The organism is Streptomyces sp. SP17BM10, assembly GCF_036322405.1.
Classification (GTDB): Bacteria; Actinomycetota; Actinomycetes; order Streptomycetales; family Streptomycetaceae; genus Kitasatospora.
On sequence record NZ_JAQYXB010000674.1, the window covers coordinates 129,969 to 156,526 of the forward strand.

Below are 26,558 nucleotides of genomic sequence, written 5' to 3' on the forward strand. Positions count from 1 at the left end.
TGTTCATGACGAATCCGATGAACGAGAGCTCGTCGCAGGACGGCCAGAAGGTGCTGATCCTCGGACCGGACGGGATGCCGGTGGGCCAGGGGTTCGCGGGCCAGGCGGGGGACGAGGGCGAGGGGCCGCGCGAGCTCCCGGTGACCGAGATGGTCGAGCAGCCCGCCAAGGTCATGCGGATCGGCAGCATGATCAAGCAGTTGTTGGAGGAGGTGCGGGCGGCACCCCTCGACGAGGCCAGCCGGGCGCGGCTGAAGGACATCCACGCGAGCTCCATCAAGGAGCTGGAGCTGGGCCTGGCCCCCGAGCTGGTCGCGGAGCTGGAGCGATTGTCGCTGCCGTTCACCGACGACTCCATCCCGACCGAGGCGGAGCTGCGGATCGCGCAGGCCCAGCTGGTCGGCTGGCTGGAGGGCCTGTTCCACGGGATCCAGACCGCGCTGTTCGCGCAGCAGATGGCCGCGCGGGCGCAGCTGGAGCAGATGCGCCGGGCGCTGCCGCCCGGTCTGCACGGCGGCGAGCCGGACGAGGACGAGCCAGGCCAGGGCCGCGGCATCCGCTCCGGCCCGTACCTGTAGGCCCGGCCGCGGGCCACGGACCGCACGGCAGGCGGTGCCGGCCCGGCCGCGCCCGCGGGTCGTACCGGGACGGCCCGCCTCCGGGCGGGCTACCGACGGGTAGCCCCGGGGATCGGGACCGAGGACCGGCCCTGGACCGATCACCGTCGGCGAGAGCCGATACCCTGGCCCCCTGTCGCAGGCCGGTGCAGCCGCCACGGCAGGGGGCCGGGCCGGCCGACGGGCCCGGACCGCAGCACGCACGGACGAGACCGAACGTCACGGTCGCGGCGATGACGCCCGCGCCGAGGGGGAGCAGCAGATGAGCGAGCACGGCAACGCGGCGGTCGAGGGCTACTCCCTGGGCAACGGCCGCTACGTGTTGCAGCGGCTGCTGGGCGAGGGCGGCATGGCCTCCGTGCACCTCGCCTTCGACAGCGTGCTGGGCCGACAGGTCGCGCTGAAGAGCATGCACAGCGAGCTGGGCCGGGACGACTCCTTCAAGGAGCGGTTCCGCCGCGAGGCGCAGGCGGTGGCCCGCCTGGAGCACCCGAACATCGTCACGGTGTACGACAGCGGCGAGGACGTCGCCCCCGACGGTTCCAGCACGCCGTACATCGTCATGCAGCTGATCGACGGCAAGGGCCTGCGCGAGACGATCAACGAGGCGGTCGCGCAGTACGGCGCGATGCCGACCGAGGAGGCCCTGCGGGTCACCATCGGCGTGCTGAACGCGCTGGAGGCCTCGCACGACATGGGCCTCGTGCACCGCGACATCAAGCCCGGCAACGTCATGTTCGACCGCAAGGGCAACGTCAAGGTCATGGACTTCGGCATCGCCCGGGCGCTGGAGTCCGGCGTCACGTCGATGACCCAGACCGGCATGGTGGTCGGCACCCCGCAGTACCTGTCGCCCGAGCAGGCGCTCGGCAAGCCGGTCGACGCCCGCTCCGACCTGTACTCGGTCGGCGTGATGCTCTTCGAGATGCTCACCGGCCAGCTGGTCTTCGACGGCGACTCGGCGTTCTCGATCGCCTACAAGCACGTGCAGGAGGAGCCGCCCGCGCCGTCCACGATGAACCCGTCGCTGCCGCCGGCGGTGGACGCGTTCGTGGCCCAGGCGCTGCGCAAGGACCCGGCCCACCGCTTCGCGAGCGCCGAGGCCATGCGGGACGAGGCCGAGCGGCTCATCGCCGAGCTCAAGGGCGGCGGCGGCCACTCGCTGCAGGCGAGCACGCCGCTGGTGATCAACGAGGGCCCGCGCTCGGTGCACGCCGCGCCGCAGAACCCGCAGACGCCGCACCCGCAGTACCTCCAGCAGGGCGGTGCGCCGCAGCAGCCGCAGTACCAGACGCCGCCGCCGGCCTACCAGACCCCGCGTCCGCAGGCCCCGCAGACGCCGCATCCCTTCCCCCAGCAGCCGCAGTACCAGACGCCGCCGCCGGCCTACCAGACGCCGCAGCCGTTCCAGCGGCCCGCGCACACCCCGCCGCCGCAGTCCGTGCCGCCGTACCGGCCGAACCCGGCCCCGGCGGCCAGTGGCGGCGGCTGCTCGACGGCGGCCGTGGTCATCATGATCATCATCGGGGTGCTCGTCCTGGCGGGCATCATCATCGCGATCGTGATCAACAAGGCGAACAACACCCACAAGACCACCTACGGCAGCTCCGCGCCGTCCGCCGCGGTGCTGGTGCTGGACGCCCCCGACCGCTCCGGGCTGCTCTGACCGGTCACGGCCGGATCGGGCGTGTCACGCCGCTCGCCGGAGGCGGTAGCGTTCGGGGATACGAAAGCGACAGGGCACCGCGATCCGAGCGAACGCCCGGGGCGAGGAGCGATGGCACAGACGCAGCATCCGGACGACGACGAGGGCGCCCGGGCGGCCGGCCGGACCGGCGGGGCCCCGCAGCCGAGCGCGCCCGGGAGCGACGCCGCGACCAGCGCGTTCCAGCCGGTGCCGCCCGGCGGCCCGCAGACCCCCGGGCGCGGCACCGCCGCCCCGCTGGGCACGGTCGGTGACGGCCGCTACCGGATGACCCACCGGCTCGGCCGTGGGGGCATGGCCGAGGTGTTCGCCGCCGAGGACATCCGGCTCGGCCGGACCGTCGCGGTCAAGCTGCTGCGCGGCGAACTCGCCCAGGACGACATCGCCCGGGCGCGGTTCACCCGCGAGGCGCACGCCGTCGCCGCGCTGAACCACCACTCGATCGTCTCGGTCTACGACACGGGCGAGGAGTACTTCGGCGACGAGTCCACCCCGTACATCGTGATGGAGCTGGTCGAGGGCCGGACCGTCCGCGAGCTGCTGGTGGACGAGGCCGCGCCGCCGGTCGACCAGGCGCTGATCATCATCGCCGGGGTGCTGGAGGCGCTCGCCTACAGCCACCGGCACGGCATCGTGCACCGCGACATCAAGCCCGCCAACGTGATCATCACGACCAACGGCGCGGTCAAGGTGATGGACTTCGGCATCGCCCGCGCGCTGACCGGCGGGGCCACCACCATGACCCAGACCGGCATGGTGATGGGCACCCCGCAGTACCTGTCGCCCGAGCAGGCCCTCGGCAAGCCGGTCGACCACCGCTCCGACCTCTACGCGGCCGGCTGCATGCTCTACGAGCTGCTGACGCTGCGCCCGCCGTTCACCGGCGACACCCCGCTCTCGGTGGTCTACCAGCACGTCCAGGACCCGCCGGTGCCGCCCTCGCAGGCCAACAGCCGGGTGCCGGTCGGCCTCGACGGGATCGTGCTGCGCTCGCTCGCGAAGAACCCGGACGACCGCTTCCAGGACGCCGACGAGTTCCGCGCGCACGTCCAGCACGCGCTGCGCGAGATGCACGGCGCGGCCGGGGCCGGCTGGGCCGGCGCCACGGCCGGGCTGCTCGTGGCGGGTCCGGGCGACACCGGCGCCACGCAGGTGCTCCGGCCGGACCAGACGGCGGCCACCGCGGCCTTCGGCGCGATCGGTGCGAGCGACGCGACCTCGGTGCTGCCTTACCACGGCGGCCAGCCGCCCGTGGGCCCGCACACGCCGTCCTCGCCCTACCAGGGCCCGGGTGGCCCGTACGACGGCGGCCACGACGGCGGGGACGACGACGGGTACGGGCGGCGGCGCGGTCCGTGGGGCTGGGTGGCCGGCATCGCGGCCGTGCTGGTCGCGGCCGGCGTCGGCATCGCCCTCGCGCTCAGCGGCGGCGGTGGCGGCGGGGGCGGCGGCACCGACCTCGGTCCCAGCTCGCCCGCCCCGGCGGTGAGCACCACCGACGCCACCACGCCGCCCGCGAGCGGCAGCCAGAGCCCGCCGGCCTCCAACACCAACAGCCGGAGGCCCTCGCAGCCGACCGACAACGGCAACTTCGGCGGCGGCAACGGCGGCAACAACACGTCGCCGCAGCCGACGAACAGGCACACGCAGAGCCAGACGCCGACACCGACCTCGACGCACTCGCCGTCGGCATCGGCGTCGTCGAGCAACTCGCCGACGTCGGCACCGTCGACGCCGAGCGGCGGCGGGAGCACGCCGACGGGCGCGAACCCGGGCACCAGCCAGCCGGCGCCGCCGAGCAAGCCCCCGATCACGGCGCCGCCGACGCTCAGCTGATCGGGGGCTGAACCGGCCTGCGGCCGGGGTCAGTTGGCGAAGGCGTCCAGGACCTGTTCGTACTCCTGGCACCACCAGGCCAACTGGCCCGCCGAGGCGGGGTAGAGCGGGTCGGCCCGGTGGTCGCCCCGCTGGTAGCGCCACTGCAGCATCCAGAAGTCGTTCAGCCGCTCCCACCAGACCCGGTGGGCGGCGGCGGCGAGGTGTTCGGCGGTGGCGGCGCCGGTGGCCCGGTAGGCCTGTGAGTAGTGCCGCACCCGGACGAGGTCCAGCGTGCCCGTCGTCCGGTCGTTGAAGAGCAGCGTGGCGGCCCGGACGGCCTCCTCGGCGCGCGGCTGCGGGCCGAGCTTGTCCCAGTCAAGGACGGCCACGACGCCGTCCGCCCCGGGGGTGCCGGGGGCTTCCGGGTGGAGCAGGTTGAGACCGTGGAAGTCGCCGTGGGTCCAGCCGGTGGGCGGGGCGGCCTGCGGGGCGGGGCGGCGGTGGGCGTGGTCGGCGAGCAGTTCCAGCCGTTCGGCGAGCCGTCGTTCGGCCAGGGCGTCGAGGTCGCCGTACGGGCGGTGGGCGCGGGCGTGCGCGAGCAGGTCGCGGGCGAGGACGGCGCTGTCCAGGGGGTCGGCGCTGCGGTAGCCGTCGGGCTGGTCGAGCGGGGCGCAGACGTCGTCGAGCGCGCCGTGCAGGTGGCCGAGCAGCGCGCCGAGCGCGTCGCACTGCGGCAGGGGGAGCTCCGTCCCGTGCCGGTGTCGGCCATCGACCCACGGGAAGAGGGCGAACAGCCGGCCGCCGTAGGAGGCCACCGTCCCGGCGCCGTCGGTGCGGGTCAGCGGAGGTGCGACGGGCAGGCCGAGGGCGTGCAGCGCGGCCATGGCGCGGTGGTGGGCGACGATCTTCGGGCGGTTGGCGGTGGCGGCGTCGACGTAGCACTTCAAGAAATGGGGACCGGCCTCGGTCACGACCCGGTAGCCGCGGTTGAGCAGGCCCTCGGCGACCGGTTCGGCGGTCAGTATCCGTCCGATCGGGTAGCGGCGCAGGACCTCGGCCAGGGCTTCTCGCGGGACGGGTGGACTGAGGGTCCCTATCGGCGGTGCGGAGAGGTCGGGGCGGGCCGGGGCGCAGGCGAGGGTCTGGCTGAAAGTCACAGCCAGAGGTTATGGCCCCCTGGCGGGGGCCCTTGACAACGCGTCAGAACTGTGCTGCTGCTTGGGCTCAGTGCTGCTGGTCGGCCTGGTGCCGAGCCACGAAGGCCGCCGCCTGGGTGCGTCGCTCCATGCCCATCTTGGCGAGCAGACTGGAGACGTAGTTCTTCACCGTCTTCTCGGCCAGGTGCAACTCGTTGCCGATCTGACGATTCGTCATCCCCTCGCCGATCAGGTCGAGGATCCGGCGCTCCTGCCTGGTGAGCTGGGCGAGCCGTTCGTCCTCCTTCTCGCCGCCGTCGCGCAGTCGGGCGAGCACCCGGCTGGTGGCGACCGGGTCGAGCAGCGACTTCCCGGCCGCGACGTCCCGCACCGCGGTGATCAGGTCGGTGCCGCGGATGGCCTTCAGGACGTAGCCGGAGGCCCCGGCCATGATCGAGTCGAACAGCGCCTCGTCGTCCGAGAAGGAGGTGAGCATCAGGCACTTCAGCTCGGGCAGCCGCGAGCGGACCTCCCGGCAGACCTCGACCCCGTTGCCGTCCGGCAGTCGCACGTCGAGCACCGCCACGTCCGGGTGGACGGCGGGGATCCGGGCGATCGCCTCGGCGGCGGTTCCGGCCTCCCCGACCACCTCGATGTCGTCCTCGACCGAGAGCAGGTCGTGCACGCCCCGTCGGACCACCTCGTGGTCGTCGAGCAGGAAAACTCTGATTTGTCCGTTATCACTCACGCCCAAAACCTCCCATATCACCCTACAAGTGGCCTCTCGTGCGTACCGCCCCAGGGGTGTGTTCCGGCCAGACCGGTCCGAAACCGATACCGAGAACCCCCTTACGTACGGGCCGTCGCCCGGATAACGTGCGCTGGTGTCCTGAAGGCGCCCGAATTGAGAGCTGCGTCACGCGGTCCGTCACTCCACCCAACCGACGGCGAGCCGAGCGCGGCACCCTCTGGGTTGTAGACCCCGAACAAGTAGGACGTCCTAGCGCAGGCGCGCCAAGGGCGGACGCTGGGTAACGTTCTCGTGAGGGACGCCGTCGGAACAGGATCACCACCTGCCCCGCAACAGGTGCGCATACCCACGCGCCCCGCGAGGCGGTGACCGGACCGGTCACCGGCGACCCCGGGCGGCCGGACAGACCGAGGAGTGAACGTGACCGTCAAAAGCACGGCGAGGGCCCGCAAGAAGGCGGCCCCCTCCGTCCCTGACACCCTGCGCGCCACGGGTACGGACGCCCAGCCGGAACTCGTCCAACTGCTGACGCCGGAAGGCGAGCGGGTCGAGCACCCGGACTTCCCGCTCACCACCACTCCGGAGGAGCTGCGCGCCCTCTACCGCGACCTGGTGCTGGTGCGCCGGTTCGACGGCGAGGCCACCGCGCTCCAGCGCCAGGGCGAGCTGGGCCTGTGGGCCTCGCTGCTCGGCCAGGAGGCCGCCCAGGTCGGCTCGGGTCGCGCCATGCGCACCGGCGACTACGCCTTCCCCACCTACCGCGAGCACGGTGTGGCCTGGTGCCGCGACGTCGACCCGCTGAACCTGCTCGGCATGTTCCGCGGCGTGAACCACGGCGGCTGGGACCCGAACGAGAAGAACTTCCACCTGTACACCATCGTGATCGGCGCGCAGACCCTGCACGCGACCGGCTACGCGATGGGCATCACCAAGGACGGCGCGGACGACGCGGTCATCGCGTACTTCGGCGACGGCGCCTCCAGCCAGGGCGACGTCAACGAGGCCTTCACCTTCGCCTCGGTCTACAACGCCCCCGTGGTGTTCTTCTGCCAGAACAACCAGTGGGCGATCTCCGAGCCCACCACCACCCAGACCAAGATCCCGCTGTACCGCCGCGCCTCCGGCTTCGGCTTCCCGGGCGTCCGGGTCGACGGCAACGACGTGCTGGCCTGCCTGGCCGTGACCCGCTGGGCCCTCGACCACGCCCGCAGCGGCAACGGCCCGGTGCTGATCGAGGCGTTCACCTACCGGATGGGTGCCCACACCACCTCCGACGACCCGACCCGCTACCGGCTCGCCGAGGAGACCGAGGCCTGGAAGGCCAAGGACCCGATCCTGCGGCTGCGCACCCTCCTGGAGAAGGAGGGCATCGCGGACGAGGAGTTCTTCGCCGCGATCGACGCGGAGAGCGAGCAGCTGGGGCTGCGGGTGCGCGAGGGCGTGCGCGGCATGCCGGACCCGGACCCGACGCTGATCTTCGACCACGTGTACAGCGAGCCGCACGGGCTTGTCGATGAGGAACGGGCCGAGTACGTCGAGTACGCGGCCTCCTTCGAGGCGGGGGAGAACCTCTGATGGCCGGTCAGCTCAGCATCGCGAAGGCGCTCAACAGCGCCCTGCGCAAGTCGCTGGAGGAGGACCCGAAGACCGTCCTGATGGGCGAGGACATCGGCAAGCTCGGCGGCGTCTTCCGGATCACCGACGGCCTGCAGAAGGACTTCGGCGAGGGCCGGGTCATCGACAGCCCGCTCGCCGAGTCCGGCATCGTCGGCACCGCGATCGGCCTGGCGCTGCGCGGCTACCGTCCCGTCGTGGAGATCCAGTTCGACGGCTTCGTCTACCCGGCCTTCGACCAGATCGTCTCCCAGCTGGCCAAGATGCACGCCCGCGCGCTCGGGCACGTCAAGATGCCGGTCACGATCCGCATCCCCTACGCGGGTGGCATCGGCGCGGTCGAGCACCACAGCGAGTCGCACGAGGCGTACTTCGCGCACACCGCCGGCCTGCGCGTGGTCACCCCGTCCAGCGCGCACGACGCGCACTGGATGCTGCGGCAGGCCATCGCCTCCGACGACCCGGTGATCTTCCTGGAGCCCAAGCGCCGTTACTGGGACAAGGGCGAGGTCGGCGACGCCGCCGACCTGGGCCTGTACGACGCCCGGATCGTGCGCCCCGGTGCCGACGCGACGCTGATCGCCTACGGCCCGATGGTCAAGGTCTGCCTGGAGGCCGCCGCGGCAGCCGAGGAGGACGGCCGCCGCCTGGAGGTCGTCGACGTGCGCTCGCTCTCCCCGGTGGACTTCGCCACCCTGGAGGAGTCGGTCAAGCGCACCGGCCGGGCCGTCGTGGTGCACGAGGCGCCGGTCTTCATGGGCATGGGCGCCGAGCTGGCCGCCCGCCTCACGGAACGGTGCTTCTACCACCTGGAGGCGCCGGTCCTGCGGGTCGGCGGCTACCACGCGCCGTACCCGCCGTCCAGGGTCGAGGAGGCGTTCCTGCCCGACCTGGACCGCGTGCTCGACGCCGTCGACCGCGCGCTCGCGTTCTGATCCGGGAGAGCGAAGATGGCCACCGAAGTTCGCTCGCTCCGCGAGTTCAAGATGCCCGATGTGGGCGAGGGCCTCACCGAGGCCGAGATCCTCAGCTGGTACGTCAAGCCGGGTGACACGGTGACGGACGGCCAGGTCGTGTGCGAGGTGGAGACCGCCAAGGCCGCGGTGGAGCTGCCGATCCCGTTCAACGGGGTCGTCGAGCAGCTCTTCTTCCCCGAGGGCGCGACGGTCGACGTCGGCACCGTGATCATCTCGGTCGCGGTCGCCGGGGAGGGCGGGGCCCCGGCTCCGACCGCCCCCGCCGCTGCTCCGGCTCCGGCCCCGGCCGCCGAGGCGCCCGCCGCACCGGCCGAGCCCGAGCGGCGCGAGGTGCTGGTCGGCTACGGTCCGCGGACCGGCACCGCCCAGCGCCGGGCCCGCCGGACCACCACGACCACGGTCGTGGCCGCTCCGGCCGCCCCCGCGGCGCCGGTCGCCCCGGCTCCGACTCCGGCCGTGGCTCCCGCCGTGGCCGAACAGCCCGTCGGCGACCGGCCGTTGGCCAAGCCGCCGGTGCGCAAGCTGGCCAAGGACCTCGGCATCGACCTGCGCGCGGTCATCCCGACCGGCCGGGACGGCGTCGTCACCCGCGAGGACGTGCACGCGCACGCGTCGGCGCTGACCGCCGCCACCTCGGCTCCGGCTCCGGCCGCGGTCGCCGTCGCCGAGCCCGTCGCGGTCGAGTCGGTCGAGGCCCCGGTCGTCGTGTCCGGGTCCGGCACGGGCGACGTCCGGGTGCCGATCAAGGGCGTCCGCAAGGCCACCGCGCAGGCCATGGTGGCCTCGGCGTTCACCGCGCCGCACGTCACCGAGTTCGTCCAGGTCGACGTGACCCGCACGATGAAGTTCGTCCGCAAGCTCAAGGAGAGCGGCGAGCTGGGCCGGGACGTCCGGGTCAGCCCGCTGCTGATCGTCGCCAAGGCGCTGCTCACCGCGATCAAGCGGCACCCCGAGATCAACGCGCAGTGGGACGAGGCGGCCCAGGAGATCGTCATCAAGGGCCAGGTGAACCTCGGCATCGCCGCGGCCACCCCGCGCGGCCTGATCGTGCCCAACATCAAGGACGCCGGCGCCAAGACCCTGTCCGGGCTGGCCACCTCGCTCGGCGAGCTGGTCGAGACCGCCCGCCAGGGCAAGACCTCGCCGGCCGACATGCAGGGCGGCACGGTCACCATCACCAACGTCGGCGTCTTCGGCGTCGACACCGGCACCCCGATCCTCAACCCGGGCGAGGCCGCGATCCTCGCCTTCGGCGCGGTCCGGGAGCTGCCGTGGGTGCACAAGGGCAAGGTGGTCCCGCGTCAGGTGACCACGCTGGCGCTGTCCTTCGACCACCGCCTGGTGGACGGGGAACTGGGTTCCAGGGTGCTGGCCGACGTGGCCGCCCTCCTGGAGCAGCCGAAGCGCCTGATCACCTGGGGCTGACCGGCCGGTAGGACCTGAGAAGGGGCCCTCCTGCGCACCATCGGTGCGCAGGAGGGCCCCTTCGTGCCGCCCGCTCGTCGACTAGCGCCGGGGACGGAGGCGGCGGACGGCGATCAGGACGCCGGCGCCGAGTGCGAGGAGGGCGGCGGCGGAGCCGGCGAGGAAGGTGTTGGCGGAGGAGGAACCGGTCTGGGCGAGCTCGGGGGTGCCGGCCGGCGCGGTGGTGGCAGGGGCGGAGGGCGCCGCGGAAGTGGCCTTCGGCTCAGGCGACTTGAGCGCCTGCGTGGCGGCCTTGGTCTCGTCGGCGGCGGACTGGGCCTCGTGGGCGGGCTTGGCCGGCTTGGCGGTCTTGCCGGGCGCGGGCTTGCCGCTCCGGGTGGGCTCCGCGGTGGGAGTGGCCGCGGGCTCGGCGGGGGTGTGGCGGATCTTGACGGTCGTGCTCGCGGACTTGCCGGTGCCGCTGACCTCGGCCCAGGCGGACGTGGTGATCGACAGCGAGGCGAGCTCCTTGGGGGCGTCGGCCGCCAGGCTGACCCGGAACGTCACTCGGCTCGCGCGGCCGTTGGCCAGGTGCTGCAACAGCGGCGAGGTGTCGACCCGGATGGCCTCGCCGAGGCAGCCGTTGTCGATGGTGAGCTGCTTCCAGGAGCCGTCATGCATGGCCTCGACCGTCAGGTACTTGAGGAGGGGGCGGTTCGCGACACCGCTGGGGCTCAGCAGGGTGAGGCTGGGGGCTGCCTCGTCGTAGTCGGCACCGGTGAAGTTGCCGAATTCCACACCCAGTTCGGCACTCGAACCGGCGGTCAGCGAGGCCGGGGCCGGTGCGACGAAGCCGGCGACCGGAGCACCGTCGTGGTGCCGCGCCTGGGCCTCCTCGGAGATGGTGGGGTTGTTCGCCTGGTACGGGCCGGCACAGGCCCAGGCGGTGTCGGTGGCGAGGATCTGGACGCCGCCGGCGAGGACGACGGTGGTGGCGACGGCGGCGAGGCCGCGGCGGGTGGAGAGCGAGCGGGTGTTCTTCGCAAAACGGGTGATAACGGACGTGCGCATGACGTGACTCCCCAGGGTCATGGGTCTGACGGTGTGGTGGGTGAAGACGACCGGCTCCGCTCTTCCTGAGCAAAAGCGCCCCCCGGCTCCGCCGGTCTCGCTCTCCGTGCCTTCATCCGTATAGACGCGCGTCCCCGGCGGTGGTTGCAGGTGACTTCACAAGTTTTTTCGGAGGCCTCCCGGAGCCGTGCTTCGGGATACTGCCGGAATGACGGATGAGCTGACTTTCCGTCCGGAAACGGTGCCGGGCGAGGGTGGGGAGCGGCGGTCGCTGCGGCGGGACGCGTCGGGGACGGCGTTGCTGGCGGGGCTGGTGTGCATCGCCGTGTCGTTCTCGGGGCCGCTGGTGGTGGTGCTCGCGGCGGCCTCGGCGGGGCGGCTGGACGCGGCGCACACGGCGTCCTGGATCTGGGCGGTGGGCGTCGGCAGCGGGGTGAGCGGGTTCCTGCTGAGCTGGTGGACCCGGACGCCGGTGATCACGGCCTGGTCGACACCGGGGGCGGCACTGCTGGTGACGAGCCTCGGGGCGTACCCGTACCGGGAGGCGGTCGGGGCGTACGTGGTGTGCGCGGTCGTGGTGACGCTGTTCGGGGTGACGGGGTGGTTCGGGCGGCTGATCGCGGCGGTTCCGGTGGGGATCGTCAACGCGATGCTCGCGGGCATCCTCTTCTCGTTCGGCGCCGGGATCTTCGGGGCGGTGCACACCGCACCGGTGCTGGTGGTCGGGAGCTTCGCGGCGTTCCTGCTGGCCAAGCGGTTCGCGCCGCGCTACGCCGTGCCGGTGGCGCTGCTGGTGGGCGGGGTGCTGGCGGCGGTCACGGTCGGCCTGCCGCTGCGGGTGGGGTCCGGCGGGCCGACGGTGCCGGTGCCGACGCTGCCGGCGTTCTCCTGGTCGGCAGCGGTGGGGCTCGCGCTGCCGCTCACGATCGTCGTCCTGGCCTCGCAGAACGCGCCGGGTCTCGGAGTGATGCGGGCCTTCGGCTACCGGGCGGACGACCGCCTGCTGATCGGGTCGACCGGGGTGGTGTCGCTGCTGATGGCGCCGTTCGGCTCGCCCGGGGTCAACCTCGCGGCGATCACTGCGGCGATCTGCTCGGGCCCGGAGGCCCACCCGGACCCGCGCCGGCGCTACGTCGCGGGGATGTCCTCGGGGGCGCTGTACGTGGTTGTGGGCAGCTTCGGCGGGGTGCTGGTGAGCCTGTTCACCGCGCTGCCGAAGGAGCTGATCGCGGTGATCGCCGGGGTCGCGCTGCTGGCGTCGCTGCAGGGCAGTCTGGCGGCGGCGGTCGCGGAGGAGCGGGGGCGGGACGCGGCGGTGGTGACGTTCCTGGCGAGTGCGTCGGGGATGAGCCTGTTCGGGATCGGCTCGGCGTTCTGGGGGCTGCTGTTCGGGCTCGGGACGCACCTGGTGCTGGGCCTGGCGCGGAAGCCCGGGTGAGATTCATTGGTATGAGTGGTCCGATGTGGATCGTTCGGCCAGGTCGGTGACTTTTTCGTCCGCCGGTGGGGGCGACACGCCGGGTCGGGTACGTCTCCGCTCCACCACCCGGGCGACGCCGGGTGACCGGAGCCCCGAGGACGCACCCGTATGCCGCCTGGCAACCCTGGCCGTCTCGTTCGGAGTCTGGCCGCGCTCGTGCTGGTGTCCACCGCCGTACTCCCGGCCGCCCTGGAGCTGGTCGGTCCCTCGCCGTTCGGCGTGATCGGTGCGGGCGCCCCGGTCGACCGGGCGGTGCCGCCGCACACGGCGCAGCGCGCCGACCTGCGCGGCGCCGCGCCCGCCCCGACCGTCGACATACGCCGCACCGGTGACCCGGCCAACCGGATCACCCTGGTGCTGCTCGGCGACGGCTACACGGCGGCCGAACAGGACCTCTTCCAGCAGCAGGCGGACCGGGCCTGGCATTCGCTGATGGACATCGAGCCGTTCCGCAGCTACCAGGCGTTCTTCAACATACGGCGGGTCGAGGTGGTCTCGCCGGTCTCCGGGATAGCGGAGACGGAGAGCCGCGGCCGCAACCCCTCGACCCCGCTCGGCATGCACTTCTGGTGCGAGGGCACCGCCCGGCTGCTCTGCGCGGACGAGGCGGCCACCGCCCGGCTGGCGGGGGACAGTGCCGGGCCGCAGTACCTGATAGCACTGGCCAACTCGACCGAGTACGGCGGCGCCGGGGGCACCGGGGTGACCACCCTGGCGGGCGGCAGCCCGGACGCGGGGCGGATCATCCAGCACGAGATCGGCCACACCGTGGGGGACCTCGGGGACGAGTACGACTCCGCTCCGGACGACGCCGACTACCCGAACCTCTCCACCCTCAACGCCGACGACATGCGCAAGAAGCAGACCAAGTGGTGGCGCTGGCTGGGCGCCGAGTCCCCGGACGGCGCCGGGACGATCGGGGCGTACCGCAGCGCCAACGGCCTCTACCGGCCGACGCAGGACTCGGTGATGCGCACCCTGGGCAGTGCCTACAACCTGCCCTCGCGGGAGGCGATCATCGAGGAGCTGTACCGCCGGATCCGCCCGACCGACCCCCCGGTGCCGCCGCCCGGCGAGGTCGCCGGCCGCCCGCAGCTGGACGCCCGCCCGCTGCCGCTGTCCGGGCCGCGCCAGCTGCGGGTGGACTGGACGGTGGACGGCGTCCCGGCGGATCCGCAGACGGTGAACGGCGGGCGGCTGGACACCGCGCGGCTGAACATCCCGGCCGGCCGCGCCGCCACCGTGACGGCGACCGTCCGGGACACCACGGACTGGGTGCGGGACGAGGGCTTCCGGGACAAGTACATGACCCGCACGGTGTCCTGGACGGTCACCGGCTGAGCGCAGGTCCCGGGGAGATCGGCCGTACCCCGCTCTGGGCGTCCAATCATGGGATGACTACCCTGGACGCACTATGACCGTGGAGCCAGACCGTTCAGTCCGTCCCCTGTCCGCCCCCGCTCCCCGTTCCTCCGTCGAGTCCCCGGCCTCCGTCGCGTCCCCGCCCGGCGGGCGCGCCGCGTGGCTGGCGTGGTCCGTCGGCGTCAGCGTCTACGTCCTCGCGGTGATCCACCGCACCAGCCTCGGCGTGGCCGGGCTGGACGCCGCCGAGCGCTTCGGGATCGGCGCCTCGGCGCTCTCCACCTTCTCGATCCTCCAGGTGCTGGTCTACGCGGCCATGCAGGTACCCGTCGGGCTGCTGGTGGACCGGTTCGGGCCGCGGCGGGTGCTGCTGCTCGGCGTCCTGCTGCTGAGCACCGGGCAGCTGGCCTTCGCGTTCAGCTCCTCGTTCGCCCCCGCGCTGGCCTCCCGCGCGGTGCTGGGCTGCGGGGACGCGATGACCTTCATCAGCGTGCTGCGGATCGCCGCGCGCTGGTTCCCGGCGGCGAAGAACCCGTTCGTCGCGCAGCTGACCGGCCTCGTCGGAATGGGCGGCAACCTGGTCACGACGGTGGTGCTCGCGCAGGTGCTGCACAGCGAGGGCTGGACGCCGACCTTCGCGGCGATCGCGCTGCTGGGCGTGGCGGTGTTCTCGCTGGTCGCGCTCCTCCTGAAGGACGCTCCCGCCGTGGTCCGGCCGGTGGAGCAGGTGGCGGGGCAGCACCGGCCGCGGACGGGGATCGGGCAGCAGATCCGGGCCTGCTGGCAGGAGCCGGGCACCCGGCTCGGGCTCTGGGTGCACTTCACCACGCAGTTCCCGGGCAACGCCTTCGGTCTGCTCTGGGGCCTGCCCTACCTGGTCGAGGCGCAGGGCATGTCGCGCGCCGGGGCCGGTGGGCTGCTGACCCTGCTGGTGCTCAGCAACATGACCTTCGGCTTCGTGTTCGGACGGGTCCTGTCCGTCTCGGCGCGGGCCCGGATGCCGATCGTGCTCACCGTCATCACGGCCACTGCGCTCGGCTGGGCCCTGGTCCTGGCCTGGCCCGGCGGCCACCCGCCGGTCTGGCTGCTGGCCGGGATCGTCGTGGTGATGGGCAGCAACGGTCCGGCCTCCCTGGTCGGCCTGGACTACGCCCGCGCCCGCAACCCGGTGGAGCGGCTCGGGACGGCCTCCGGGATCGTCAACATGGGCGGGTTCATCGGCACGATGATCACTCTGTTCGGCATCGGGGTGCTCCTGGACGCCCTGGCCCCGGCGGGCGCGGAGACGTACTCCGCCGCCGCCTTCCGGTGGGCGTTCTGCTGGCAGTACGTGCCGCTGGCGGTGGGGACGGCGATGATCCTGCGGCTGCGGCGGAAGGTCATTGCGTAGGGTCTCCGACCTGGGGAAATGCCAATACCCTCAGAATTTCTGAGGGTATTGGCCGACGGATCGGCGACCGTACTCCCGGATCATCTCGGCCATCTGCGGCGGTGTCCCGCAGAGCCGGGTGATTCGGCCGCCATCCACCTCTGCGTACATGAGCCCGTCATCGGGTGGCGCGGCCTCGTGCTGTGCGGCGCGCCGCAGGCGGATCAGGTCCACGAGCTTCAGCTTCGGGCAGCCCGGGACGACCCTGCTGCCCCGGATCCCGACCCGCTCCGCGGACGGACAGGCGTAGTAAGCGCCGAAGGGCGGGCCGCTGTCCTCCTCCTGGGTCGGCATGTGGAAAACCATCTCGCCGTGCCGGCAGTGCACCGTCCCGTCCGAGTGGATGGTCACGCCCGGCCAGTCGTCGTGGTCGATCTCGGCGACGATCTGCACCTGCTGGCCGATCGCCTCGGTGAGGGTCTCCGCCATCCGCCGCTGCTGGGTGGGGACGTCGGTGTCCCCCCGGCGGACGGAGGGGAGGAGGTCACGGGTGACCCACTCCTGGAACGGGCGGGCATTGGGTTTCCTCGACCTCATGACGAGGAGGTAGAGCCCTGCCTCACTGACGAGGCTCAGCAATGGGTTTCCTCGGATGGATCCATTCCCACCTGCGGAAACGTCGTGTGGATGAGTTGAACTCACCCATACCGAGCGCATGTCGATGGTCCGCTTGTCGTCGGGGCCGACCATCTTGCTGGCCCAGCCCGGGCTGCCCCGGTCGAGCACGGCGCACACGTCCTTGATCGCGAACCACGGCTCGCCGTCGATCACCACCACCCTGATCGGCTGCCCCGTGAGCGGGAAGCTCGACCGCACCAGCACCATCTGTTCCTGCTGTTCCTGTTCGTCCTCCATGGGGACGCCCCTCCTTCTTCCGAGTGATGGCAGGACTGCTCGGAACAACGAGGTCGAACGAGTGGGGTACTGGCCCCACATTGACGCACGGATGCACGAGGCGTACCGCCCCGGCGCACGGTCGTACGTGTACGCCGGGTGGTGCGCGCCTTGTCGTTCAGATGGTGACCGCGAACGTCGCCAGCACCCGTTCGGCCAGTTCCTTGTCGCCCTCGACGGTCACCGGGCCGGGGCGGCCGCGGCCGCAGGCGAGGCGGACGTACGTCTCCCAGTCCATGGTCAGCTGGACGTCGGGGGCCAGGCTGACCGACTCGTCCACGGCGCCGCGGCCGGCCGCGTCGACCCGTACGGTGCGCAGGAACTCGACCGGGCCGGTGACGTCCAGCACGAGGGTCGTCCCGGCGGGGACGCCCGCGTTGTGGGCGACGGCCTTGGGCAGCTGCTCCAGCAGGAAGTCGCGGGTGACCAGGGCGGCCGGGGAGTCCAGGTTGCCGGGCGCGGCCAGGGCGCGGCGCAGGTCCTGCTCGTGCACCCACACGTCGAAGGCCCGCAGGCGCAGCAGCTCGTGGTAGGGCACCTCCCGGGCGAACGGGCCGGCCGGCCACCGCACCGGCTCCTGGGGTGTCTGCCGGGCGTTGCGCAGGGCCCGCGACCGGCGGATGATCGTGTACTCCAGCTCGCCGGTCATCTCCAGCGCGGTGTGGCAGCGGCGCTTGTCCACCGGCAGCTCGACGTAGCGCGCGAACTCGCTGGTGACGTGGCGCAGGTCGCGCGGCAGCGCGTGGATCGGGCGGGGGTCGCCGAGGAGCTCGGACTCGACGGCGATGATGTGCGAGACGACGTCCCGCACGGACCAGCCGGGGCACTCCGTGGCGCGGTTCCAGGAGCCCTCGGGCAGGGGTGCCACCAGTTCGGATATTGACTCGATGCTCTGCGTCCACGCCTCGGTGTACGCCTGCACGGTCTGGTTGTCCGTCACGGGAATCTCCGGCCCTCCGTCAGCTGCCTTGCCGCGCGCACCCTGCCCCGCCGGCCGGCCGGGTTGGTCCGGCCTCCGGGCGCACACGCTAACCGCACGTTACGCTGCCGGGTGACAGCCGGGCAGCGCTTTCGGGTGACGATCGTAGGACTCTTGCCGTGGACGGTGGTACTGTGCGCGCTTCATTGATCCAACTCGCGGTCTCCGACACCGAGCCGCCGGCCGAGCGACGGGCCAGGGCGGCCTCCCTGGTACGGGCCCAGCAGGGCTGTGACCTGGTGGTCCTGCCCGAACTGTGGCCGCTCGGGGGCTTCGCCCACGACCTCTGGTCGGAGGGCGCGGAAACGCTGGACGGGCCCACCTCGGACGCCATGGCGACGGCCGCCCGGGCCGCCGGGGTCTGGCTGCACGCCGGTTCGATCGTCGAACGCGACCCGGATGGGCCGATCTACAACACCTCGCTGCTGTTCGCCCCCGACGGCGAGCTCGTGCACACCTACCGCAAGATCCACCGCTTCGGCTTCGACAGCGGCGAGGCGGTGGTGATGGGCGCCGGGCAGGAGATCGTCACGGCGCCCACCGACTTCGGCACGCTCGGCCTGGCCACCTGCTACGACCTGCGCTTCCCCGAGCTGTTCCGGGCCCTGCTGGACGCGGGCGCGCACCTGCTGGTCGTCCCGGCGGCCTGGCCGGAGCGGCGGCGCGAGCACTGGACGCTGCTGGCCCGGGCGCGCGCGGTGGAGGAGCAGGCGTACGTCCTCGCCTGCAACACCGCCGGGACGCACGGCGGGGTCGAGCAGGCCGGGCACAGCATCGTGGTGGACCCGTGGGGCCGGGTGCTGGCCGAGGCCGGGGCGGGGGAGCAGGTGCTGACCGTCGAGTTCGACCCGGCCGAGGTGGCCAAGGCGCGGGCGGAGTTCCCGGTGCTGCGGGACCGCCTGCTGGGGATCCCGGCGCCGGTCCAGCGCTGAGGGCGCGGGACGGGCGGGACGGGGTGCGGCGCGGGCGGGATCCGGCCGTTCCCGGGGTTGGTTCGTACCTGCTCCGGGTGGGTTTGAGAAGATGAGCACTCGTCGTGTTCCCAGCCGTCGTTCGGCCGGTCCGCCGAGGGGCGGCCGGTCGGCCCGCCCGAGGAGGTCGCGCGCATGGCCGGCAACGGCGCAGGCGACAGCCGTCCCGTCATCCGCCGCAACAGTCTGCGCGAGCAGATCGCGGGCGCGCTGCGTGAGGAGATGATGGCCGGCCGCCTGGAGGCGGGCCGCAACTTCACCGTCAAGGAGATCGCCGAACTGTACGGCGTCTCCGCGACCCCGGCCCGCGAGGCGCTGGTCGACCTCGGCGCCCAGGGCCTGCTGCGGGCCGAGCACCACCGCGGGTTCACCGTGCCCGAGCTGGGCTGGGACGACTTCCTGGAGATCTTCGAGTCCCGGGTACTGCTCACCGACAGCTACTACCGCCAGTACCGGGCCCGCCGGGCCCTGCCCGACCTCACCCGGCTGCCCTCGCTGCGCCGCCGGGCCGACGCGGCCGTGCGGGCGGCCAGGGCCGGGAACCTGGACGTCATGGTGGGCTGCGACCGCCGGTTCTGGCAGGAGGTCGCCGGGCTGCTCGGCAACCGCCGGATCGGCGCCTACCTGGACTGGCTGCGCGTGCAGTCCTGGATGTTCGCGGCGTCCTACCTGCGGGAGCTGCCCGCGCTGGGCGGGGTGTGCTGGGACCGCCACGTCGACCTGGTGGACGCGATCGAGGCCGGGGACCTCGCCGGGGCGCACCGGATCATCTGCGAGTACAACCTGTTCACCGTCCGGCTGCTGGCCGGACTGGCCGGGCAGCCGCTGGAGTCCGTGGCCGTGCTGGGGCTGCTCACCGAGTCCGTGCAGGAGGAGCCCGCCCCGGCCCCCGGGCCGGCCGGGCCGCCGCCGGTCGAGCCGGGTCCCGCGCAGCCGGGGCCGGGCCGCCCGCGGTACGGCGAGGACCTCGGCCGTGAGCTGGGCCGTGAGCTCGGCCTGGGGCTCGGCCTGGTCCCGCAGCCGCGCTCGATCCCCTACGGCCGGTTCGGCCGGCGGCTGCCCGAGCCCCCCGAGCACCCGCAGGGACGGCCCGATCCGCATCGCGCGCCGGGCCGGTAGGGTGGGCGGTCGTCGTACCGGGTGCCCCCGTCGGGGCCCGTCCCGGTGCGGTCACCGCCGCCCGCAGTCGTCCCCGTCCGCGCGGACGACTCCCCGCCCGGAGAGGAAGAGCCGGCCATGGCCTGCGACCTCTGGCTCGTCCCGCTCGTGGACGTGCTGAGCCACAGCCCCGACAACCCCTTCCGGGACGACCTCGCGCTGTACAACGCCGTGCTGACTTCGCGCGGCCTGCCCGAGGTGCCGGTCTACCAGTACGTCCCGGGGATCAGCGGGGCGGTCGAGCCGATAGCCGCCTTCGACTACGACTCCCTGCACTTCCTGCGCCGCGCCTACCTGTTGGGCCTCACCGGCCTCGACATCACCCCGGTCGACTCGCTCGGCGGCGACTACGAGCAGCTCCTGGAGATGTTCGAGAACAGCGCCGAACAGTCCCACCTGGTCTGGCACTTCGACCACGCGGGGGCCTACGTGCCGATCGAGTTCGCGGTGCCGCTGGTGGACGACGCGCTGCTCGCGGTCGGCGGCCCGCTGGGCTCCAGCCACGGGCTGCTGCGCGAACTCCAGGCCGTGGCACCGGCCCTGGGCCTCGACCCGTACAACCCGCCGGCCCCGACCAAGCCGCTCGGGCCGACCGGCCTGGAGCAGCCGTTCGGCCCGCCGCTGGACGACCTGCACCCCTTCGCCCGCGAGCGGCACGCGTGGGCGGGGCTGTACGCGGCGGCGACCCGCAGCGTCTCCCAGGGCTCGATGATCGTCTTCGCCTGAGCCGGGCGGGTGCCGTCCACTCCTTCGACTCACCGCCCGGCCACCCCGGCTACCGCAGCGGCCCCTCCGGCGGCCGCTGGCGCGGCATGGTGGGCCGGGTGCCCGGCGGGGGCAGCACCCGCACCTGGGCGCCCACGCCGGTCTCGGTGCGCCCGCCCCACGCCCCGGGGGCCTGGGTGGGCAGCTGCGTCATCGACGCGCGGAACTCCAGCATCCACTCCGAGGTCTCGGTGCGGACCATGTCCGACACGTCCTCGCAGAAGCGGCGCAGCACGCCCAGGCAGCGCTCGGCGGCCTCGCCCGCGGTGCCCTCGGTCGGGCCGAGCACCTCCCGCACGCACTCCGAAGCCCAGTCGAACTGGAAGGCCTCCAGGCGGCGTTGCAGCGCCTGCGCGGTGCTCACGTCGCGCATCCAGCCGGAGGTGAGGCCGAAGGCCCGGTCGGTGCCGTAGCAGGCCGCCGCGAGGGCCAGGCCGACGTAGCCCCAGCTGGTGCCGTGCGCGACGGCGCCGGTCAGGTCCACCAGCGGGGCGGACACCCCGCCGACCGCGAAGCCGGCCGTGCCGAACCGCAGCAGGCGGGCCCAGCGGCGCTTCCAGACCCGGTCCTTGCGGTACCACTCGATCGCCTCGACCGCCCGCTCCTCGGACCAGCGGTAGAGCTCCTCCAGCCGCTCGGCCGGCTCGCCCCAGTCCCCGAGCGGGAACTGGCGGGCGCTCAGATCGGTCCGGCGGCGGGTGGACGCCCGGCGGGCGACCGCCGCGACGGGCTGGTCCTCCTCGCCGATCTCCTTGCCCCAGGCACTCTCCTCGGGCTGCATTTCCGGCTGGCTCACCTGTGGGGCTCCCTGTGGCGGGCGGCTTGGTCTGGTGCGGGTCGGTCTGGTGACGCGTCCGGCTGACGGATCGTCCGCCGGTGGTTGTCCAACAGCACTTCTTACCGCCAAATGGCTGACCGCGGGGCGCTTCCCCCTTGATCGTTATCGGATTCGGCCACCGGAACACGAGGTCGGAGGGATGCGGGGGTCGGTGAGATTTCACTCGTCCGAGCGAGGCCCCGGTGACCCACCGTCCTGACCCGGACCTCCGACGCCGACCAGCGGGGCCCCGCTTTGGAGGATCCTCCGACATCGTGAGCGTACGGAGCTCACCGATTGGAGGTTCCGACGGGACCGGAGAGCGGCCGGAACGGGCCACCGACTACCCTTGCCAACCGTGAAGGTCCTCGTCATCGGCGGCGGCGCCCGCGAACACGCCCTGTGCCGCTCCCTGTCCCAAGATCCCGCCGTCACCGAGCTGCACTGCGCCCCGGGCAACGCCGGCATCGCGCAGGTGGCGACGGTCCACCCGGTCGACCAGCTGGACGGCGCCCAGGTGGCCGACCTGGCCGGGCGGCTCGGTGCCGACCTCGTCGTCGTCGGCCCGGAGGCCCCGCTGGTCGCGGGCGTCGCCGACGCCGTGCGCGCGGTCGGCATCCCCGTCTTCGGCCCGTCCGGCGCGGCCGCCCGACTGGAAGGCTCGAAGGCCTTCGCCAAGGACGTGATGGCCGGCGCCGGCGTCCCGACCGCCCGCTCCTACGTGTGCACCACCGCGGAGGAGGCCGCCGAGGCCCTCGACGCCTTCGGCGCACCGTACGTCGTCAAGGACGACGGCCTGGCGGCGGGCAAGGGCGTCGTCGTCACCTCCGACCGCGCCGCCGCGCTGGCCCACGCCGCGGCCTGCGAGCGCGTGGTCATCGAGGAGTACCTGGACGGCCCCGAGGTCTCGCTGTTCGCGATCACCGACGGCACCACCGTCCTGCCGCTGCAGCCCGCCCAGGACTTCAAGCGCGCCCTGGACGGCGACGAGGGCCCCAACACCGGCGGCATGGGCGCCTACTCGCCGCTGCCGTGGGCGCCCGCCGGGCTGGTCCAGGAAGTCCTGGAGACCGTCCTGCAGCCGACCGTGGACGAGCTGCGCCGCCGCGGCACCGAGTTCTCCGGCCTGCTCTACGCCGGCCTCGCGCTCACCTCGCGCGGCACCCGGGTGATCGAGTTCAACGCCCGCTTCGGCGACCCGGAGACCCAGGTCGTGCTGGCCCGGCTGCGCACCCCGCTGGCCGCCGTCCTGCTGGCCTCCGCCACCGGCACGCTGGACCAGCTGGAGCCGCTGCGCTGGAGCGAGGACGCGGCCGTGACCGTCGTCGTCGCCTCCGAGGGCTACCCGGCCGCGCCGCGCACCGGCGACCCGATCGAGGGCCTCGCCGAGGCCGAGGCGGACGGCACCGCGTTCGTCCTGCACGCCGGCACCGCGGCGGACGGGGACGGCCGGGTGCTGAGCGCCGGCGGCCGGGTCCTGTCCGTCACCGCCACCGGCGCCGACCTCGCCGAGGCACGCGGCCGCGCGTACGCCGCCGTCGACCGCATCTCGCTCAAGGGCGGCCAGCACCGCACCGACATCGCGCTCAAGGCGGCCACCGCCCAGCCCACCGCCTGACCCCCGTCCGTCAACGGCCCGTCAACGGCCCGTCCGCCGGGCAGCCGCACCCCGCAGGGCGCCGCGTCGTGGGAAACACCCCCATGGACGCAGCGCCCTGCGGCGTTCCCGGGCGGCGGCGGCCGTGGTGGGCGGCGCACCGTTCGGCGGCCGGATTCCAGCCCATCGAGTGACAGCACCCGCATCCGGCTGACGTAACCGGGCGCCCGGCCTTATGGTGCGCTGGATCGCACCGCGCCGTGGCCGCGCGCCGTGGCGGCCGCCGGGTAGCGGCGGTCCCGCGGGGGGATGCTGGACGGCGTCCGGCCGGGCGGTCGCCCGGGTGCTTCGCACCGGACCGGTCGCGAGCGTCCGGAATCCGGACGGCGTCACCGGGACGAGTGGAAACCGGGGCTTTCCGGAACACCCACCCGGACCGGGGCGTCGAACATGGCAGAAGCGCCACGCAGCATGCACTACCGGGATCGGACACCACCGCTTCCCGGTCGGAACTGATCGTTTCGAGTCGGCTCAGGGGCCCACCAGCGGGCACCCGAGGGCTCCGAAGGGGGTGCCGCACCGTATGGCAGCTGCCGACACCGCGCGCGCACACGCCCAGGCGGTCCTGCGGATCCGCGGGCTCGCCCTGGCCACCGCAGCCGTGCCCGCCGCCGTCGCGGTGGTCCTGCTGGCCGGCCGGTTCACCGGCCGCATCGGGGCGCCCGACGCCTCCGACGCGGCCGGCTGGGACGCCGCCCGCTGGGCGGTCGGCGCGGTCGCCGTGCTCGCCCTCCTGGTGGCCGGCCTGGCCGCCCGCGCCTACCGCCGGGCCGTCCCGCCGCGCACCCCCGCCGTCCCGCTGGAGCGCGCCGAGGCCCCCGAGCTGTACCGGCTGATCGGTGAACTCGCCGACCGGCTGGACGTCCCCGCGCCCTCCGCCATCGCGCTCACCCCGGACTGCGACAGCTGGCTGGAGGACGTCGACCCCGCGCACCCGCGCCGCCCCCGGTCCGAGCCGCCCGCGCCCGTCCTGGTGATCGGCTCGCCGTTCCTGTGGTGGATGCGGGCCGACGAGCTGCGCGCCCTGCTCGCGCCCGTGGTGGCCGGCACCGCCGCCTCCGCCGACCCGGACATCGCCGCCGCCCGCCGCTTCCTGCGCAGCCTCGACGCCAGCCTGGACACCGGCCCGTCCCCGGCCGGGCTCGGCGGCGCCGTGTTGGCGGGCCCGCCCCGGGCGCCGCGCCGCGGCCCGGCCCTGCTCACCGACCGGATCACCCGCCGCCTCCTCGGCGCCTGCCGCGGCCACGCGGCCGAGCTGGAGCGGTCCGTCGCCGGCTGGGCCTCCGAGCAGGCCAGGACGGTCGACTACGGCCTGCGGATCGCCGCCCAGGAGCAGGTCGGCCTCGCCTACGCCGGCTGGGACCGCCTGCTCACCCGGGTCGCGCTGCCCGCCTGGCGGCTCGGGCGCCTCCCCGCCCACCTCAACGCCGGCGTGGTCGCCGCCCTCACCGAGCTGTCCCGGCGCGACCGGCTGGCCGGCGGCTACGGCACCCGGCTCGGCGACCGCCCCGCCTGCGACCTGCTGGAGGAGCCCGGCACCGTGGACCGGGCGGTCTCCCGGCTCGCCGCCGAGCTGTTCTTCGGCCGCCCGGCCGCCGGCGCCTGGCACGAGCTGGAGTGGACCGCCTACCCGGCCGACGTCGTCGACGCCGGCTGGCGGGCCCGCGCCGCCGCCCTGCAGAGCGCCCTGGACCGCCTCGCGCCCCAGGCCCGCCCCGGCGCCCCGACGCTCACCCGGCTGCTGGTCCGCCTCGCCGAGGGCGACGGCGAGCAGCTGGCCGCCGCCCTCGCCGCCGAACTGGCCCGCACCACCGCCCCGGCCCCGCTGCTCGAACCCGTCCGCAGCGGCCGCGACCTGCTGGTCGACCACGTCACCGCGATGGTCTGCTGCGCCGCCGTCGACACCGCGGGTGCCACCCCCGGCCTGGACTGGCTGGACGGCCCCGTCCTGCTGATCCGCGGCGTCCGCCGCACCGACCTCGCCGCCCCCGTCGCCCAGGCCGTCGAACAGGGCCAGGACGGCCCCCTGCGCGCCTGGCTCGACGCCGCCGACGTCCGCCTGGAGAAGCCCGTCCGCCTCTGATCCCCAACGGCGCTCGGCCACCGCCCACGCGCCCCCGGCCGGGCCCGCGGGCGGCCGTCCGCGCAGGCCGCAGGGCCCGACGGGGACGGGCCCGAAGATTGTCGCCACCAATTGCTACCACCGGGTGACGCTGCGCCAGCACAGTGTGGTGTATTAGACCGCACGCACATCCGGGGGGCACGTGCCAGCCCGGAGAGGAGTGCACCTGGGAGGGGCGCGTGGGTACCGAGCTCAACCGCCGCTGGGAGTCCGGAACGCTTGCCTACAGCGCCTCCGACCCCTTCGGCCAAGGCCCGCTGCCCTGGCTGCGCAGCCCCGACGAGTACCTGGCCGACGCCGAGGGCACCGTGCCCTGGTACGTCTCCGTGGACGCCCCCGGCCAGCGCCCGCTCGCCGCCGGCGCCCGGCCCCGGCCGCCGGTGGGCACCCCGCGCAGCGCCGACGACGTCGTCCAGCAGATCAAGGGCTTCGCCTCGGCCGGCGTGGTCCGCCCCGGCGGCTCGGTGGACTTCCGGGTCACCGTCAACCCGCCGCGCGAGTTCACCGTGGACGTCTACCGGATCGGCCACTACGGCGGCGACGGTGCCCACCACATGACGTCCAGTCCGCTCATCGCCGGCCTGGCCCAGCCCGCCCCGCTGGTGGTCGGCCGGACGGTCTCCTGCCACCACTGGTGGCACTCCTGGCGGCTGCAGATCCCCGCCCACTGGCAGCCCGGCGCGTACGTCGCCGTGCTGACCACCGCGGACATGCTGCACCGCAGCCACATCCCGTTCACCGTGAGGGACTTCGAGGACCGGGCACACGCCGCCGAACTGCTCCTGGTGCTCCCCGACGTGACCTGGCAGGCCTACAACCTGTTCCCCGAGGACGGCCGCAGCGGCGCGAGCCTCTACCACGCGTGGGACGGCCGGGGCGGGCTGGTCGGCGAGCCGGAGGCGGCCGTCACCGTCTCCTTCGACCGCCCGCACGCCACCGCCGGGCTGCCGCTGCACGTCGGCCACGCCTACGACTTCATCCGCTGGGCCGAGCGCTACGGCTACGACCTCGCCTACGCGACCGCCACCGACCTGCACGCCGGCCTGGTCGACCCGGCCCGGCACCGGGCGCTGGTCTTCCCCGGCCACGACGAGTACTGGTCCGAGCCGAAGCGCCGCGCCGCCGAGCGGGCCCGCGACGGCGGCACCTCGCTGGTCTTCCTGTCCGCCAACACCATGTACTGGCGGGTCGAGCTGAGCGCCGCCGCCTCCGGCGAGCCCAACCGGCTGCTCAACTGCCGCAAGCGCCAGAAGGTCCGGCCGGGCAGTGCGGCGGCCGGCGCGCCCGGCGCCGCGAGCGCCCTGTGGCGGGACGCCGGCGAGCCCGAGCAGCACCTGCTCGGCGTGCAGTACTCGGGCCGGGTCGCCGCACCCGTCCCGCTGGTCGCACGGCACACCGCGCACTGGCTGTGGGACGGCACCGGGCTCCAGGAGGGCGACGAGGTGCCCGGACTGGTGGCCGGCGAGGCCGACCGCTACTACCCGAAGGTGGCGCTGCCCGAGCACACCGAGCGCGTCCTGCTGGCCCACTCCCCGTACCGGGACCCGGCGGGCCGCACCCGCTACCAGGAGACCTCGCTCTACCGCGCGCCCAGCGGCGCGTACGTCTTCGCGGCCGGCACCTTCGCCTGGTCGCCCGCGCTGGGCCGCCCCGGGCTGACCGACGAGCGCATCCAGCGGGCCACCGCCAACCTGCTCGACCGGCTGTGCAAGAACGGGCCCTGAGCCGGGCGCCGCGAGGCCCGGGAGGCCGGGTGGAGCGTTCGTGAAAGACTGCGGGGGCAGTGACCTCCCCTTTCGCGGTGCCCCACGCCCGTGAACGACCCCTGAGG

Annotated in this window: 21 protein-coding genes; 15 read left to right on the forward strand and 6 right to left on the reverse strand. The window is 73.8% G+C overall.

Annotation, left to right across the window (positions count from 1 at the left end):
• Positions 1–5 precede the first annotated feature (5 nt).
• The 3 genes from PUR71_RS35335 to PUR71_RS35345 all read left to right on the forward strand — a co-directional run bounded on the left by PUR71_RS35335 (position 6) and on the right by PUR71_RS35345 (position 4,158).
• A complete protein-coding gene (locus PUR71_RS35335; protein ID WP_329931314.1) occupies positions 6–578 on the forward strand; it encodes a bacterial proteasome activator family protein in 573 nt (190 codons plus the stop codon).
• A 301-nt stretch (positions 579–879) separates the two neighbouring features.
• A complete protein-coding gene (locus PUR71_RS35340; protein WP_329931315.1) occupies positions 880–2,283 on the forward strand; it encodes a protein kinase domain-containing protein in 1,404 nt (467 codons plus the stop codon).
• 111 nt (positions 2,284–2,394) lie between these two features.
• Positions 2,395–4,158 carry a protein kinase domain-containing protein gene (locus PUR71_RS35345; RefSeq protein WP_443077685.1) on the forward strand — a complete coding sequence of 588 codons (1,764 nt, stop codon included), beginning with the start codon at positions 2,395–2,397 and terminating at the stop codon, positions 4,156–4,158.
• Positions 4,159–4,187: 29 nt separating this feature from the next.
• Here PUR71_RS35345 and PUR71_RS35350 read toward each other — a convergent pair whose 3' ends face one another.
• Positions 4,188–5,297, reverse strand: a complete 1,110-nt coding sequence (locus tag PUR71_RS35350) for a phosphotransferase enzyme family protein (protein ID WP_329931316.1) — start codon at positions 5,295–5,297, stop codon at positions 4,188–4,190.
• A 67-nt stretch (positions 5,298–5,364) separates the two neighbouring features.
• Positions 5,365–6,024, reverse strand: coding sequence for a response regulator transcription factor (locus PUR71_RS35355; protein WP_329931317.1), 660 nt, complete (start codon positions 6,022–6,024; stop codon positions 5,365–5,367).
• Between the two features lie 423 nt (positions 6,025–6,447).
• On the opposite strand from PUR71_RS35355, the gene pdhA reads away from it, so the two are divergent.
• Genes pdhA through PUR71_RS35370 form a run of 3 tightly spaced genes read left to right on the forward strand, consistent with a single transcriptional unit; the run spans position 6,448 to position 10,043 of the window.
• Entirely contained in the window at positions 6,448–7,602 is a 1,155-nt protein-coding gene (gene pdhA, locus PUR71_RS35360; RefSeq protein WP_443077686.1) for a pyruvate dehydrogenase (acetyl-transferring) E1 component subunit alpha, read from the forward strand.
• Complete coding sequence (locus PUR71_RS35365; protein WP_443077687.1) at positions 7,602–8,576, forward strand: alpha-ketoacid dehydrogenase subunit beta; 975 nt, start codon at positions 7,602–7,604, stop codon at positions 8,574–8,576. Before pdhA ends, PUR71_RS35365 begins: the two co-directional genes overlap by 1 nt.
• Before the next feature lie 15 nt (positions 8,577–8,591).
• Complete coding sequence (locus PUR71_RS35370) at positions 8,592–10,043, forward strand: dihydrolipoamide acetyltransferase family protein (RefSeq protein WP_329931318.1); 1,452 nt, start codon at positions 8,592–8,594, stop codon at positions 10,041–10,043.
• Between the two features lie 81 nt (positions 10,044–10,124).
• Here PUR71_RS35370 and PUR71_RS35375 read toward each other — a convergent pair whose 3' ends face one another.
• Positions 10,125–11,093 carry an LAETG motif-containing sortase-dependent surface protein gene (locus tag PUR71_RS35375; protein WP_329931319.1) on the reverse strand — a complete coding sequence of 323 codons (969 nt, stop codon included), beginning with the start codon at positions 11,091–11,093 and terminating at the stop codon, positions 10,125–10,127.
• A 208-nt stretch (positions 11,094–11,301) separates the two neighbouring features.
• Between PUR71_RS35375 and PUR71_RS35380 the strand changes: the two genes are divergently transcribed.
• From PUR71_RS35380 to PUR71_RS35390, 3 genes are all read left to right on the forward strand, one after another.
• On the forward strand, positions 11,302–12,531 hold the full coding sequence (locus PUR71_RS35380; RefSeq protein WP_329931320.1) for a benzoate/H(+) symporter BenE family transporter: 1,230 nt from the start codon (positions 11,302–11,304) through the stop codon (positions 12,529–12,531).
• 204 nt (positions 12,532–12,735) lie between these two features.
• Positions 12,736–13,914, forward strand: coding sequence for a M64 family metallopeptidase (locus PUR71_RS35385; RefSeq protein ID WP_329931321.1), 1,179 nt, complete (start codon positions 12,736–12,738; stop codon positions 13,912–13,914).
• 73 nt (positions 13,915–13,987) lie between these two features.
• Complete coding sequence (locus tag PUR71_RS35390; RefSeq protein ID WP_329931322.1) at positions 13,988–15,325, forward strand: MFS transporter; 1,338 nt, start codon at positions 13,988–13,990, stop codon at positions 15,323–15,325.
• 30 nt (positions 15,326–15,355) lie between these two features.
• On the opposite strand, the gene PUR71_RS35395 is transcribed toward PUR71_RS35390, so the two are convergent.
• Together PUR71_RS35395 and PUR71_RS35400 are read right to left on the reverse strand one after the other, a co-directional pair.
• Positions 15,356–16,219, reverse strand: coding sequence for a BRO-N domain-containing protein (locus PUR71_RS35395; protein WP_329931323.1), 864 nt, complete (start codon positions 16,217–16,219; stop codon positions 15,356–15,358).
• 157 nt (positions 16,220–16,376) lie between these two features.
• Positions 16,377–17,198, reverse strand: a complete 822-nt coding sequence (locus tag PUR71_RS35400) for a maleylpyruvate isomerase family mycothiol-dependent enzyme (protein ID WP_329931324.1) — start codon at positions 17,196–17,198, stop codon at positions 16,377–16,379.
• Positions 17,199–17,371: 173 nt separating this feature from the next.
• Between PUR71_RS35400 and PUR71_RS35405 the strand changes: the two genes are divergently transcribed.
• The 3 genes from PUR71_RS35405 to PUR71_RS35415 all read left to right on the forward strand — a co-directional run bounded on the left by PUR71_RS35405 (position 17,372) and on the right by PUR71_RS35415 (position 20,092).
• Positions 17,372–18,169, forward strand: a complete 798-nt coding sequence (locus tag PUR71_RS35405; RefSeq protein ID WP_329931325.1) for a carbon-nitrogen family hydrolase — start codon at positions 17,372–17,374, stop codon at positions 18,167–18,169.
• 174 nt (positions 18,170–18,343) lie between these two features.
• A complete protein-coding gene (locus PUR71_RS35410) occupies positions 18,344–19,327 on the forward strand; it encodes a GntR family transcriptional regulator (RefSeq protein WP_329931326.1) in 984 nt (327 codons plus the stop codon).
• Between the two features lie 117 nt (positions 19,328–19,444).
• On the forward strand, positions 19,445–20,092 hold the full coding sequence (locus PUR71_RS35415; RefSeq protein WP_329931327.1) for a hypothetical protein: 648 nt from the start codon (positions 19,445–19,447) through the stop codon (positions 20,090–20,092).
• A gap of 49 nt (positions 20,093–20,141) precedes the next feature.
• On the opposite strand, the gene PUR71_RS35420 is transcribed toward PUR71_RS35415, so the two are convergent.
• Positions 20,142–20,927 (reverse strand): SLATT domain-containing protein, encoded by a 786-nt coding sequence (locus PUR71_RS35420; protein ID WP_329931328.1) that lies wholly within the window; start codon positions 20,925–20,927, stop codon positions 20,142–20,144.
• Positions 20,928–21,306: 379 nt separating this feature from the next.
• Here PUR71_RS35420 and purD point away from each other — a divergent pair, with 379 nt between their 5' ends.
• From purD to PUR71_RS35435, 3 genes are all read left to right on the forward strand, one after another.
• Positions 21,307–22,566 (forward strand): phosphoribosylamine--glycine ligase, encoded by a 1,260-nt coding sequence (gene purD / locus PUR71_RS35425; RefSeq protein ID WP_329931329.1) that lies wholly within the window; start codon positions 21,307–21,309, stop codon positions 22,564–22,566.
• 562 nt (positions 22,567–23,128) lie between these two features.
• Positions 23,129–24,688 carry a hypothetical protein gene (locus tag PUR71_RS35430; RefSeq protein WP_329931330.1) on the forward strand — a complete coding sequence of 520 codons (1,560 nt, stop codon included), beginning with the start codon at positions 23,129–23,131 and terminating at the stop codon, positions 24,686–24,688.
• A 218-nt stretch (positions 24,689–24,906) separates the two neighbouring features.
• On the forward strand, positions 24,907–26,451 hold the full coding sequence (locus tag PUR71_RS35435; protein WP_329931331.1) for a N,N-dimethylformamidase beta subunit family domain-containing protein: 1,545 nt from the start codon (positions 24,907–24,909) through the stop codon (positions 26,449–26,451).
• The last annotated feature ends 107 nt before the right edge of the window (positions 26,452–26,558 follow it).